The organism is Nocardia wallacei (assembly GCF_029869545.1).
Taxonomy (GTDB): domain Bacteria; phylum Actinomycetota; class Actinomycetes; order Mycobacteriales; family Mycobacteriaceae; genus Nocardia; species Nocardia wallacei_A.
In genome coordinates this window covers 1-12,667 of record NZ_JARWQD010000030.1, presented here as the reverse complement: position 1 = coordinate 12,667, position 12,667 = coordinate 1, and the positions used below count along the sequence as shown (strand labels likewise).

Sequence of the window (12,667 nt, the reverse complement as noted above, 5' to 3'; positions counted from 1 at the left end):
GACCCGCGGGGGGCGCGGGCCCCCCCCCCCCCGCCCCGCCCCCCCCCCCCCCCCCCCCCCCCCCCCCCCCCCCCCCCCCCCCCCCCCCCCCCCCCCCCCCCCCCCAACCCCCCCCCCCCCCCCCCCCGCCCCCCCCCCCCCCCCCCCCCCCCGGGGGCGGGCGGGCCGGGAATGTAGAGCCGTCCCGGGACATGAGCCGGGGAGCGCTGAACCACCCCGGACACCATGAGGCGCGGAACCTGAAACCGTCCCGGACACCATGAGACAAGAAACCCGAAACCATCCCGGACACCATGAGACAAGGAACACTGAAGCCGTCCCGCTCCGCCGTCGTGGCCCGGCAATGCGCTGTCCCCTCATTCCCGGCATGGCGGCCACGCCCTCATTCCGGCATGGCGCCGCCCTGTTCCCGGTATGGCACTGTCCCCAATTCCTGGTATGGCGCCGTCCCTTATTCCCGGTACGGCGCCGTCCCTCATTCCCGGTACGGCGCCGTCCCACATTCCCGGTACGGCGCCGTCCCACATTCCCGGTATGGCGCCGTCCCTCATTCGCGGTTGGTGCCGTCCCTCTCTTTCGCGGTATGGCGCCCTGTCCCCTTATTCCCTGCGTCCTTTTGGCCGGGATCTACTCCTTTTCGGGGGTGAGGATCTTGCGGGTTTGGTCTACGTCGCGGTGCATGGCGGTGATCAGGTCGTCTATGGAGGCGAATTTGCGCATGCCGCGTAGGTGTTCTACGAAGTCGACCGCGACGTGCTGGCCGTAGAGGTCCGCGTCGGTGTCGAGCACGTAGGCCTCGACGGTGCGGGTGCGGCCGGAGAAGGTGGGGTTGGTGCCGACCGAGACGGCCGCCATCGCGCGCTCCCCCGGCTCGGTGGTGCCCACCGTCTTGCCCGGGTTGAGCACCGTGAACCAGCCCGCGTAGATCCCGTCGGCCGGGATGGCGGCGTGCATCGGCGGCGCCACGTTCGCGGTCGGGAAGCCCAGCTCCTTGCCGCGCCCGTCGCCGTGCACGACCACCCCCTCGACGCGATGCGGGCGGCCCAGCGCATCGGCGGCCGCGGCCATATCCCCGGCGTCGACGCAGGCGCGAATATAGGTGGAGGAGAAGGTGACCGCGTGCTCGCCGACCAGCTTCACCCCGTCGACCTCGAAGCCCCAGCGCACCCCCAGGTCGCGCATGGTGTCGACGGTGCCCGCGGCCTTCTTGCCGAAGGTGAAGTTGTCGCCGATCACGACCTCGGTGACGTGCAGCTTCTCCACCAGCAGGTCGTGCACGTAGCGGGCGGGGGTCAGCTTCATGAACTCGTGGGTGAACGGCATCACGCAGAACACGTCGATGCCCAATTCCTCGACCAGGTCGGCGCGGCGGGTCAGGGTGGTCAGCTGGGCGGGGTGCGAACCGGGCCGCACCACCTCCATGGGGTGCGGATCGAACGTCATCAGCACCGAGGGCACGCCGCGCACGGCGGCGGATTTCACGGCGCGGCTGATCAGCTGGGCATGACCGCGGTGCACTCCGTCGAACACTCCGATCGTGAGCACGCACCGGCCCCAGTCCGGGGGAATGTCCTCGAGACTTCGCCATCTCTGCACACCCGGCAGCCTACGCAAGCCGGGTCACGGACAGTATGCGGCGGTGGGGTTGTTCACAGCGGCGTGGTGCGCGGATCCGCGGTCGGTCACGCGGCCGTCACTCGGGCGCGGGACTGCGCGTGCCGATGTGGGAAAGCGGGCAAGGTATGCATAAGCTCGGAAACGTGCCCGGAAAACGAGACATCGCCACCCGCCGCGAGCTGGTCGATCCCTCCGCGACACAGGAATCCGACGGCGGAACCGGCAGCGCGGCGGCCGATACCGCGACCGACCGCGAGGACACGCTCGCCCCGGTGCTCTCCTCCGTCGCCCAGGACTATCTGAAGGTGATCTGGACCGCGCAGGAGTGGTCGCAGGAGAAGGTGTCGACGAAGCTGCTCGCCGAGCGCATCGGCGTATCGGCGTCCACGGTGTCCGAGGCGGTGCGCAAGCTCGCCGACCAGGGCCTGGTCGAGCACGCCCGCTACGGGGCGATCACGCTGACCGATCTGGGCCGCCGCGCCGCGGTCGCGATGGTGCGCCGGCACCGCCTGATCGAGACGTTCCTGGTCAACGAGCTCGGCTACGGCTGGGACGAGGTGCACGACGAGGCCGAGGTGCTCGAGCACGCGGTCTCGGAAACCCTGATGGCGCGCATCGACGCCAAGCTCGGCCATCCGGACCGGGACCCGCACGGCGACCCGATCCCCTCGGTCGACGGCGCCGTCCCCACGCCGCCCGCCCGCCAGCTCAGCCACTTCCAGGCCGGTGAATCCGGCCGCGTGGCAAGGATTTCCGACTTCGACCCCGCCATGCTGCGCTACTTCGACTCGGTCGGAATCGCCCTGGACACCCCGATCTCGGTGGTCGAGCGCCGCGACTTCGCGGGCACCATCGCCATCCGCATCGGCGACCGCACCATCGACCTCGGCAGCCCCGCCGCCGACGCCATCTGGCTCACCCACTGAGGATTCCGGCCAAAGCATGCCGGAAATTCGAGGTGAACCAACCTGCGTGCGCTGTCAGTCACCGATGAGTTCTGTGGCCCGTTTGGCGATGGCGGTGCCGAGTTCGGTGGTGGTGGCGGTGCCGCCGAGGTCGGGGGTGTGGAGGTCGCCCTCGGCGAGGACTTCGCGGACGGCGCGGTCGATGGCGGTGGCCGCGTCGTGTTCGCCCAGTTGGTCGAGCATCATTGCGGCGGCGAGGATTTGGGCCACCGGGTTGGCGATGCCCTGGCCCGCGATGTCGGGGGCGCTGCCGTGGACGGCCTCGAACATCGACGGGGCGTCGCTGTGCGGGTTGATGTTTCCGGAGGGGGCCAGGCCCAGGCCGCCGGTGACGGCGGCGGCGAGGTCGGAGAGGATGTCGCCGAACAGGTTCGAGGCGACGATCACGTCGAGGCGGTCCGGGTGCAGCACGATCTCGGCGGCCAGCGCGTCGACGTGCATCTGGCGGGTTTCGACGTCGGGGTATTCGGTGGCGATGCGGTCGAAGATGCTGTCCCAGTAGGGCATCGAGTGGATCAGGCCGTTGGATTTGGTGGCCGAACACAGCTTCCGATTGCGTTCGCGGGCGCGCTCGAACGCGTAGCGGATGATGCGTTCGCAGCCGACACGAGTGAACACCGATTCCTGCAGCACGAATTCCTCGGGCCGCCCGGGGTTGTGGGTGCCGCCGATCTCGGAGTACTCCCCTTCGGAGTTCTCCCGCACGATCAGGATGTCGAGATCCGCGGCGGTGCGGTCGCGCAGCGCGGATTCGGTGCCGGGCAGCAGCCGCACCGGCCGCAGGTTCACGTACTGGCCGAAGGCCCGACGCAGCGGAATCAGCAGGCCCCACAGCGAGATATGGTCGGGCACGCCCGGAAACCCCACGGCGCCCAGCAGAATCGCGTCGAACCCGGCGAGCCGCTCCACTCCGTCGGGCGGCATCATGGCGCCGGTGCGCAGGTATTGCTCACAGGACCAGTCGAATTCGGTCCATTCGATACCGGGCAGCACGGCGTCGGCCACCTTGACCGCCTCCGCGGTCACATCGACGCCGATGCCATCGCCGGGAATCGTCGCGATGCGGTAGGTGCTCACCTGTGCTCCCTCGTCTTCGGTTCTCACATCTGGACGCCGATGTATTTGGTCTCCAGGAATTCGTCGATGCCGGTGAGCCCGCCCTCGCGGCCGAGGCCGGACTCCTTCACGCCGCCGAAGGGGGCGGCAGGGTTGGATACCACGCCCTGGTTCAGCCCGACCATGCCGCTGTCGAGGGCCTCGCACACGCGCAGGCCGCGGCGGAGGCCCTCGGTGTAGACGTAGCCGACGAGACCGTAGGGGGTGTCGTTGGCGCGCGTGACGACCTCGTCCTCGGTGTCGAAGGGGGTGAGGCTCGCGACGGGGCCGAAGATCTCGGTGTGGCACATCTGCGCGTCGTCGGGGACGCCGACGAGAACCGTTGCGGGATAGAAGTTCCCGGGTCCGTCGACCGCCTCGCCGCCGAGCAGCACCCGCGCTCCGCGGGCCCGGGCGTCGGCGACCAGTTCGGTCACCTTCGCCACGGCGGCGTCGTCGATCAGCGGGCCGACGACCACCCCGGATTCGGTGCCCCGCCCCATCGGCAGCTCCGCCATCCGCGCGGCGAGCCGTGCCGCGAAGTCGTCGATGACGGTGCGCTGCACGAAGATCCGGTTCGCGGCCGTGCACGCCTGCCCGATATTGCGCATCTTCGCCGCCAGCGCACCCTCGACCGCCGCGTCGAGGTCGGCGTCGTCGAACACGATGAACGGCGCGTTGCCACCCAGCTCCATCGAGGTCCGCATGACCGTCTGCGCGCACTGTTCCAGGAGCTTCTTGCCGACCGCGGTGGATCCGGTGAACGACAGTTTGCGAGAGCGTTCGTCGAGAATCATCGGCGTCATCACCGCACCCGGATCCGAGGTGGTGACCACGTTCACCACCCCGGCGGGCACACCGGCCGCACCCAGAATGTCGGCGATCGCCAGCGTGCACAGCGGCGTCTGCTCGGCGGGCTTGACCACACTGGTGCAGCCCGCGGCCAGCGCCGGGCCGATCTTGCGGGTGGCCATCGCCATCGGGAAGTTCCACGGCGTGATCAGCAGACTCGGGCCGACCGGCTGGCGCGCCACCAGGAACCGCGACCCGCCCGCGGGCGCGGTCATGTACCCGCCGTCCAGCCGCACCGCCTCCTCGGCGAACCAGCGGAAGAACTCTGCGGCATAGGCGACTTCGCCGCGGGCCTCCGCTAGCGGCTTGCCCATCTCCAGCGTCGCGATCAGCGCCAGCCGGTCGGCATCGTCGAGCAGCATCCGGTGCGCGCGCAGGAGGATGTCGCTGCGTGCGCGCGGCGGAGTGCGCGCCCAGTCGGCCTGCGCGGCCGCCGCGGCTTCCAGTGCGGCGAGACCGTCCTGGGGCCCGGCGTCGGCGACCGAGCACAGCGTCTGCCCGGTGGCCGGATCGGTCACCGGCATGGTGGCCGCCGTCTCGCGCCACTGCCCGCCGATGTACAGGCCGGTGGGCACGCTGTCGATGGCGGCCCGCTCGGCCGGGTTCAGGTCCGTCTCGGCCCGGTTCAGGCCCGCGTCGATCTGCGTCACCGCATGTCTCCTCACCTGGTCGAGCGCCGCACCCAGCGGCACCCCATTGCTGTGGCCCCGCCCGACATGTTATTCATATTGTCGACAATCCGACAATAGACAATCCGCGCGGGCGCCGGTCGCGGCACCCTCCACGCTCCGGAAGGCGGATCACGATGACGGCACTCTCCCCCGTCCTCAAGCAGGCCACCCCGATCACCGTCGACCACGGCGAGGGCTGTTACCTCTACGCCACCGACGGTCGCCGCTACCTGGACTTCACCGCCGGGATCGGTGTCACCAGCACCGGGCATTGCCACCCGCGCGTGGTCGAGGCCGCGCAGCAGCAGATCGCCAGCGTCATCCACGCGCAGTACACGACGGTGATGCACAAGCCGCTGCTGGCGCTGACCGAGCGCCTGGGCGATGTGCTGCCCGCGGGACTGGATTCGGTGTTCTTCTCCAATTCCGGCAGCGAGGCGATCGAGGCTGCGCTGCGGCTGGTCCGCCAGGCCACGGGGCGGCCGAATGTCGTTGTGTTCCATGGCGGTTTCCACGGCCGCACCGTCGCCGCGGCCACCATGACGACCTCGGGCACCCGGTTCTCCGCCGGTTTCAGCCCGCTGATGGCGGGCGTGCACGTGGCCCCGTTCCCCACCGCCTACCGCTACGGCTGGACCGAGGAGCAGGCCACCGATTTCGCGCTGCGCGAGCTGGACTACCTGCTGACCACGCTGACCTCTCCCGCCGAGACCGCGGCGTTCTTCGTCGAACCGGTGCTGGGCGAGGGCGGCTACATTCCGGGCAACACCCGCTTCTTCCAGGGCCTGCGCGAACGCGCGGACCGGCACGGCATCCTGCTGGTGTTCGACGAGATCCAGACCGGCTTCGGCCGCACCGGAAAGTTCTTCGGCCATCAGCACTTCGACGTCCGGCCGGACATCATCACCATCGCGAAGGGCCTGGCCAGCGGCTTCCCGCTGTCGGGCATCGCCGCCTCCCGCGAGCTGATGGCCAAGGCGTGGCCCGGCTCGCAGGGCGGCACCTACGGCGGCAATGCCGTCGCCTGCGCCGCGGCGCTGGCCACCATCGACGTCATCGAATCCGAGGGCCTGGTCGACAACGCCGCCGAGCGCGGGCGGCAGCTGCTCGCCGGTGCGCGCGAGCGCGCCACCAAGGCCGTCGGCGACGTGCGCGGCCTGGGCCTGCTGGTCGGCACCGAATTCACCACGCCCACAGGCGAACCCGACACCGCGACCGCGGCCACCGCGCAGCGGCTCGCGCACGAGAAGGGCCTGCTGCTGCTGACCTGCGGCGCCTACAGCAATGTGGTCCGGATGATCCCGCCGCTGATCGTGACCGCCGACCAGGTCGACGAGGCCCTCGCCATCTGGTCGTCCGTGCTGGACGAGCTGTAGGAGGATCGATGGCCCGCTACTTCACGATCACCCTCACCAAGGCCGGGGTCAGCTGCCGCGCCCGGCTTCTGGAGAACGAGGCGCCGCTCACCTGCGCGGCGGTCTGGGACGCGCTGCCGCAGGAGGGCGACGCCTTCCACGCCAAGTACGCCCGCAACGAGGTGTACACGCTGGTGCCGCGCATCGTCGCGGCACCGCATCGCGAAAACCCCACCGTCACACCCATTCCCGGCGACGTCTGCCTGTTCGACTTCGAACCGTGGGAGATCGGCAACCCCGCCTACGGCTACGAGCCCGGGTCCGAGGCCCACCACGCCCAGGGCGCCACCGACCTCGCCCTCTTCTACGGCCGCAACAACCTCCTGATCAACGGCGATATGGGCTGGGTCCCGGGCAACGTCTTCGCCACCATCGAAGAGGGACTCGCCGACATCGCGACGGCCTGCAACAACCTGTGGCTGCGGGGAGTCGAGGGCGAGACCCTCGCGTTCGCGAGGGAATCGGAGTAGAGCAAGGGAATCGGAGTAGGGCCTCGCCGCTGCTATTTCCAGCGAGGCCACTTGCCCGTCGGAATCGTGAAACCGAAGGGCTCCGGGAGTGCGATGTCGTCGCCGTAGTCGCCGTCGTCGCAGACCTGGTAGCGATGCCAGCCCGGAGCCAGGGCGAACAGCGTCCACCGGCCCACTGGAAGTTCTCCTTTGTCCGCCAATCGACGACTTCACCATGTAACACCGGCGCCCGGACGATGGCCCTGACGATCCCGCTCACAATCGCTCCATGCTGGAACCCGGGTGGATTCGTGACGAGCAGTACCCCCTCCTCGACATATTCGACCCGGGCAGTCTCCAGCAGCCGATCGGCGAACTCTCGGAGATCCCCCTCGTACTGGATCTCCTCGTCGTAGCGAATCGCCTCACTCATCGCTGCGCTCCGTTCGTGCTCAGTGCCACCGCGAGCGGTGTCCGCAGGGTCTACGGCTTGGTTGTCGGCCATCCACGCCGTCCCTTGCTCCAGCTCGAACCCCCTGCTCGCCGGATCGGCGGTCTTCTTGCCCCACAGCTTATCCCGCCGACGGGTGGTCCACTACATCCGCCGACGGAATACGCGGATCGGAGCCCCTCAGCCCGCCAGCACCTGCTCAGCGAACCTCGCCAGCGCGAGCACCAGGTCGTCCGAATGCCGGGGGCCCACGATCTGCAGGCCCACGGGTAACCCGTCCTTCGTGGTGCCCACGGGGATGCTGATGGCGGGCTGCTGGGTGAGGTTGAACGGGTAGGTGAACGGGGTCCACTGGGGCCAGCTGCGCAGGCCGCTGCCCGGCGGCACGTCGTGCCCGGCCTCGAACGGCCGGATCGGCATGGTCGGCGTGATCAGCACGTCGTAGGCGGTGTGGAAGGCCCCCATGACGATGCCGACCTCGGCGGCGACGCCGCGCGCGTCCAGATAGGAGACGGCGTCGAGGCTCGCCCCGCGATCCCACACCTCGCCCAGCCCCGGATCGACGCGCTCGCGGCTGCCCTCGGGGAACTTCGACAGCATGGTCGCCGCACCGGCCGCCCACAGCTCCTCGAACGCCTCGAGCGGATCGCTGAAGCCCGGGTCGGCGGTCACCACCCGCAGCCCCGCCTCGCCCAGCTGCCGCACCGCATCCTCCACCACGGCCGCGATCTCGGGATCGACGTCGACGTAGCCGAGGGTGGCCGAGTACGCGACGGTCGCGCCGCGCACATCCCGCTGCAGCTGGCCCCGGAAGGTGGTGATGGTGGGCGCCAGCGCCGTGGGATCGCGCGGATCGGGCAGCGACAGTATGTCCATCAGCAGCGCCGCGTCCTCGACCGTGCGGGTCAGCGGTCCGGCGTGCGCCAGCGGGCCGAACGGGCTCGCCGGATACAGTGGAATCCGCCCGTGCGTCGGCGTGAAGCCGACGACGCCGCAGAACGACGCCGGAATGCGCACGCTGCCACCGCCGTCGGTGCCGACCGACAGCGGTCCCATCCCGGCCGCCACCGCCACCGCGCTGCCGCCCGAGGAACCGCCGCAGGTCTTCGACGGATCCACCGGATTGCGGGTGATGCCCGCCAGCGGGCTGTCGGTGACCGCCTTCCACGCCAGCTCCGGCGTGGTCGTCTTGCCCAGGAACACCAGCCCGTCCTCGCGCAGCCGGGCCGTGACCGGGCTGTCCAGCGGCCACGGCACATCGGGCTCGATGGAGGTGGAGCCGCGGCGGGTGGGCCAGCCCTCGGTGAGGAAGATGTCCTTGATCGAGATCGGCACCCCGTCGAGCAGCCCTTGCACGTGACCGGAGTGCCAGCGCGCCTCGGACTCCTTGGCCTGCATCAGCGCGCGTTCGGGATCCACGAGACAGAACGCGTTCAGCTCCCCGTCGCGCTCGGCGATCGCGTCGAGCACGGCCTGGGTCGTCTCGACCGGTGACAGCGCACCGGCGGAATAGGCGGTGACCAGCTCGACCGCGGTCATCGCGGCCGGTTCGGTCGGGATATCGATATCGGGGTGGGCCATGGCTGACTCCCTTTCAGCTGGGAACGTAACCCAGCCTTTTGTCGACCACATTCTCCAGCGGCCGGCCGTCGATCCACTTCCGGAAATTCTCGGCAAACGCGGCGACGAGATCACCGCGCCATCCGACGACATCCCCGGAATTGTGGGGCGTGAGTTGGACATTCGGCAGATCCCAGAGCGCGTGACCCGGCGGCAGCGGCTCGGGATCGACGACATCGAGCGCCGCGCCCGCGATGCTGCCGTTGCGCAACGCGGCGACGAGATCGTCTGTCACTACTAGTTCCCCACGACCGACATTGACGAAACGGGAATGCGGCTTCATGGCGGCAAATGCCCGCGCGTCGAACAGATGACGCGTCTGCGGCGTGAGCGGAGCCACGGCGACGACATAGTCCGCCCCGGGCAGCTCGGCGTGCAGATCCGTGCCGACGGTGCCGAAGTCGGGGTCGTCGGCGCACGGCCGCCGCCCCAGCCCCCGCACCTCCATGCCGACCGACCGCAGCATCCGGGCGATGGCCCGGCCGATGGATCCGGTGCCCACGACGAGTACCGTGGAGTGGGCGAGGCGTTCGGACTCCCGGTGGCGCCACTGATGCTGCTGCTGGAGCCGCCACGATTCGGGCAGATCCTTGGCGAAGTTCAAGATCTGTGCGAGCACGTACTCGGCGATCGGCAGGTCGAAGATGCCGCGGGTATTGGTGACGACGACGTCGCTGTCGATCAGCTCGTCGAACATCACCGAGTCCACACCCGTGGCACCGACATGCACCCAGCGCAGCCGGTCCGCCGCCGGCCACGCGCCGGGGACCGCCGTACTGGTGAAGTCGTACACGAACAACACGTCGGCACCACGCAATGCCTCGGGGAGCTCAGCCGAATCGGCATAGCGGACGGTCGCCCGTTCGGCTACCGGACGCATGAGCCCCGCATCGGGCCTGGTGCCATCGTGAAGGACGGTGACTATTTGGCCCTCAACCACATTGACAGGCTAGAAACGCATCGTATGATTGTCAACAATCCGATCGTGTGCGGAGGATTGCCTGGCTGAACGCGAGAGGGGCCGTCGTGGTTGACCTGAATTTTCCCGAGATCGACGGCCCGGTCGCACAGCGGGGCATCGGGATCATCGCACCGTTCGACCTTGCCCTGGAGCGCGAGCTGTGGCGGTGGGCGCCACTGGAGGTGAGCCTGCATCTGGCCCGCACGCCCTACGAACCGGTGCCGGTCTCGGTGGCCATGGCGGAGCTGGTGTCCAACGCCGCCCACCTCACCGCCGCAACCCGCGACGTCCTGCACGTCGACCCGGAGGTGATCGCCTACCTGTGCAGCTCCGGCAGTTTCATCAAGGGGCTGGCCTACGAGCAGTCGCTGCGCGAGGCCATCTGCGCCGCGGGCGCCCCGGACGCGGTGACGACCTCCGGCGCGCTGGTCGAGGCGATCCGCAAGCTCGGGCTGAGCCGAATCTCGGTCCTCACGCCCTACGACGAGATCCTCACGCGCAAACTGCACGACTTTCTCGGCGAGGTCGGCTGCGAGGTCATCCGCTCCGACCATCTGGGCCTGGGCGGCGGCATCTGGAAGGTCAGCTACCGCACCATCGCCGAGCGCATCATCAACGCCGACGACCCGCAATCCCAGGCGATCTTCGTCAGCTGTACCAACCTGCCCACCTACGACCTCGTGGAACCGCTCGAACAGGCCCTCGGCAAACCGGTGCTCACCGCGAACCAGCTCACCATGTGGGCGTGCCTGGGCCGCATGAAACTACCCATGATGGGGCCCGGTAAGTGGCTCCAGGACGTCTTCTAGGGGATCACCGACCATGCAGACACCCACCATCGGTTTCATCTACCCCGACCACGCGGCCGAGGACGACTTCCCGCGCGCGGCCGAGCTGCTCGGCGCGGACCTGCGGGTCGCCCACATCTACGGCACCGACCTGCACGCCGTGCCCGAGCTGCTCGACCTCGGCAGCCCCGAGAAGCTGCGCCACGGCGCCGAACTGCTGGCGCGGTACCGGCCGAGCGCGGTGGTGTGGGCCTGCACCTCGGGCAGCTTCGTGTACGGGCCGCAGGGGGCGCGCGAGCAGGTGCGCGGGCTGGCCGAGGCGGCCGGGGTGCCCGCGTCGAGCACCAGCTTCGCCTTCGTCGATGCCGCTCGGGCGCTGGGCATCTCGTCGGTGGCGGTGTGCGCCAGCTATCCCGACGACGTCTCGGGGCTGTTCGTCGATTTCCTGGGCGCCGAAGGCATCCGGGTGCTGTCGATGTCGGCGGCCGATATCGACACCGCGGCCGAGGTGGGCACGCTCACCGGCGAGCAGGTGCTGAAACTGGCTGTGGCCAACGATCATCCGGACGCCGAGGCGCTGCTGATCCCCGATACCGCGATGCACACCGTCGCGGTGCTGCCGGAGCTCGAGGCCACGCTCGGCAAGCCGGTGCTCACCGCGAACCAGGTCACCATCTGGGAGGGCATCCGGCTCGCCGGGTATTCGCCAGGGGCCGAGCCGATTTCGGATGCGCTCGGTAAGCTGTTCTCGGAAAGGCTGATTCATGCCGGTCATTGAATTCGAGCCGGTCAATCGGCAATCCACCGCGGAGATGATTGCCGACCGACTCCGCACCGCCATCATGCGCGGCACGCTGCCGCCGGGTGCGCAGCTGGTCGAGGCCGACCTCGCCACGCAGTTCGACGTGTCCCGCGGTCCGGTGCGCGAGGCCATGCAGCGGCTGGTCTCCGAGGGCCTGCTGCACAGCATCCGCCACCGCGGGATCTTCGTCATCGAACTGACCCTCGACGATGTGCTCGACGTGTATCGGGCACGCACCGCGCTGGAGGGCGGCGCGCTCGAGCTCATCCTGGACGGGCGTCGCGAGATCGCCTACGACGCACTGGAACCGAGCGTCGCCGCGATGCGCGCCTGCGCCGAGCGCGGCGACCCGGCGGGCGTCTCCGATGCCGATCAGGCCTTCCACGAGGCGCTGGTGGACAGCGCCGGCAGCCCCCGCCTGGCCCGCGCCGCCAGCACCCTGTTCATCGAGACCCGAATGTGCCTGGGCGCCTTGGAAACCACGTACCCGGACGTCTTCGTCCAGGTGCAGGAGCACACCGAGCTGCGCGAGGCCATCGGCTCCGGGGCCCCCGGCCGCGCCCGCAAACTCCTGGTCGACCACATGCACGACGCCGTCGAGCGGCTGACCGACCGGTCGTGATCGAAAGATCCCGGCCAAAAGCATGCCGGGAAAGTGGACGGGGCGCGCCGGGAAGGTGGACGGGAGCGCACCGGGAAAGTGGACGGGAGCGCGCCGGGAAAGCGGACGGGGAGCGCGCCAGGACAGCGGGACAGATCCTCGCCCCCGATTCCGGGTTAGGGCGCCACCAGCACAAGGACGAGGTGGTGGGGGGGCAGCACGAAGAGAGGGGGGGGTGGGGTGGGGTGGGCGCGCGGGGGGGGGTGGGGGGCCCGCAGCCGCGGCGACGCCATGCGCTATTCGCTGGCGAAGCTGCCGGTGGGGATCGCGGCCGCGGGCCGGGGGCGGCCGCGCGCGGCACGGAAACCGGTGCGCCACAC

12 protein-coding genes are annotated in these 12,667 nt (G+C 69.7%); 6 read left to right on the top strand and 6 right to left on the bottom strand.

The window, feature by feature from the left end; genetic code table 11:
- Positions 1-627: 627 nt before the first annotated feature.
- A complete protein-coding gene (locus QH290_RS01595) occupies positions 628-1,596 on the bottom strand; it encodes a bifunctional riboflavin kinase/FAD synthetase (RefSeq protein WP_280266747.1) in 969 nt (322 codons plus the stop codon).
- Between the two features lie 146 nt (positions 1,597-1,742).
- On the opposite strand from QH290_RS01595, the gene QH290_RS01590 reads away from it, so the two are divergent.
- Positions 1,743-2,543, top strand: coding sequence for a metal-dependent transcriptional regulator (locus tag QH290_RS01590; protein WP_280266748.1), 801 nt, complete (start codon positions 1,743-1,745; stop codon positions 2,541-2,543).
- 54 nt (positions 2,544-2,597) lie between these two features.
- Here the strand turns inward: QH290_RS01590 and QH290_RS01585 are convergent, their stop codons facing one another.
- Positions 2,598-3,659: a tartrate dehydrogenase gene (locus QH290_RS01585; RefSeq protein ID WP_280381762.1), complete on the bottom strand. Its 1,062-nt coding sequence runs from the start codon at positions 3,657-3,659 to the stop codon at positions 2,598-2,600.
- A gap of 23 nt (positions 3,660-3,682) precedes the next feature.
- On the bottom strand, positions 3,683-5,104 hold the full coding sequence (locus tag QH290_RS01580) for an NAD-dependent succinate-semialdehyde dehydrogenase (protein ID WP_280381765.1): 1,422 nt from the start codon (positions 5,102-5,104) through the stop codon (positions 3,683-3,685).
- 230 nt (positions 5,105-5,334) lie between these two features.
- On the opposite strand from QH290_RS01580, the gene QH290_RS01575 reads away from it, so the two are divergent.
- Together QH290_RS01575 and QH290_RS01570 are read left to right on the top strand one after the other, a co-directional pair.
- A complete protein-coding gene (locus tag QH290_RS01575; RefSeq protein ID WP_280267890.1) occupies positions 5,335-6,576 on the top strand; it encodes an aspartate aminotransferase family protein in 1,242 nt (413 codons plus the stop codon).
- A gap of 8 nt (positions 6,577-6,584) precedes the next feature.
- Complete coding sequence (locus tag QH290_RS01570) at positions 6,585-7,085, top strand: DUF3830 family protein (protein WP_280381761.1); 501 nt, start codon at positions 6,585-6,587, stop codon at positions 7,083-7,085.
- 32 nt (positions 7,086-7,117) lie between these two features.
- On the opposite strand, the gene QH290_RS01565 is transcribed toward QH290_RS01570, so the two are convergent.
- From QH290_RS01565 to QH290_RS01555, 3 genes are all read right to left on the bottom strand, one after another.
- Positions 7,118-7,261 carry a hypothetical protein gene (locus tag QH290_RS01565; protein WP_280381760.1) on the bottom strand — a complete coding sequence of 48 codons (144 nt, stop codon included), beginning with the start codon at positions 7,259-7,261 and terminating at the stop codon, positions 7,118-7,120.
- Positions 7,262-7,695: 434 nt separating this feature from the next.
- Complete coding sequence (locus QH290_RS01560; RefSeq protein ID WP_425303541.1) at positions 7,696-9,096, bottom strand: amidase; 1,401 nt, start codon at positions 9,094-9,096, stop codon at positions 7,696-7,698.
- A 13-nt stretch (positions 9,097-9,109) separates the two neighbouring features.
- Positions 9,110-10,015 carry a D-2-hydroxyacid dehydrogenase gene (locus QH290_RS01555; RefSeq protein WP_280381763.1) on the bottom strand — a complete coding sequence of 302 codons (906 nt, stop codon included), beginning with the start codon at positions 10,013-10,015 and terminating at the stop codon, positions 9,110-9,112.
- Positions 10,016-10,161: 146 nt separating this feature from the next.
- Between QH290_RS01555 and QH290_RS01550 the strand changes: the two genes are divergently transcribed.
- The 3 genes from QH290_RS01550 to QH290_RS01540 are packed head-to-tail and all read left to right on the top strand — an operon-like array spanning position 10,162 to position 12,308.
- Positions 10,162-10,905, top strand: coding sequence for a maleate cis-trans isomerase family protein (locus QH290_RS01550; protein ID WP_280261301.1), 744 nt, complete (start codon positions 10,162-10,164; stop codon positions 10,903-10,905).
- 13 nt (positions 10,906-10,918) lie between these two features.
- The gene (locus QH290_RS01545; protein WP_280261303.1) at positions 10,919-11,662 is read left to right on the top strand and encodes a maleate cis-trans isomerase family protein; all 744 of its coding nucleotides are present in this window, start codon (positions 10,919-10,921) and stop codon (positions 11,660-11,662) included.
- Entirely contained in the window at positions 11,649-12,308 is a 660-nt protein-coding gene (locus QH290_RS01540) for a GntR family transcriptional regulator (protein ID WP_280261305.1), read from the top strand. Before QH290_RS01545 ends, QH290_RS01540 begins: the two co-directional genes overlap by 14 nt.
- The last annotated feature ends 359 nt before the right edge of the window (positions 12,309-12,667 follow it).

Coding starts and splice junctions, on each gene's coding strand:
- QH290_RS01570 (WP_280381761.1), top strand. CDS start 6,585: ATGGCCCGCTACTTCACGATCACCCTCACCAAGGCCGGGGTCAGCTGC.
- QH290_RS01555 (WP_280381763.1), bottom strand. CDS start 10,015: ATGCGTCCGGTAGCCGAACGGGCGACCGTCCGCTATGCCGATTCGGCT.
- QH290_RS01540 (WP_280261305.1), top strand. CDS start 11,649: ATGCCGGTCATTGAATTCGAGCCGGTCAATCGGCAATCCACCGCGGAG.
- QH290_RS01590 (WP_280266748.1), top strand. CDS start 1,743: ATGCATAAGCTCGGAAACGTGCCCGGAAAACGAGACATCGCCACCCGC.
- QH290_RS01545 (WP_280261303.1), top strand. CDS start 10,919: ATGCAGACACCCACCATCGGTTTCATCTACCCCGACCACGCGGCCGAG.
- QH290_RS01560 (WP_425303541.1), bottom strand. CDS start 9,096: ATGGCCCACCCCGATATCGATATCCCGACCGAACCGGCCGCGATGACC.
- QH290_RS01575 (WP_280267890.1), top strand. CDS start 5,335: ATGACGGCACTCTCCCCCGTCCTCAAGCAGGCCACCCCGATCACCGTC.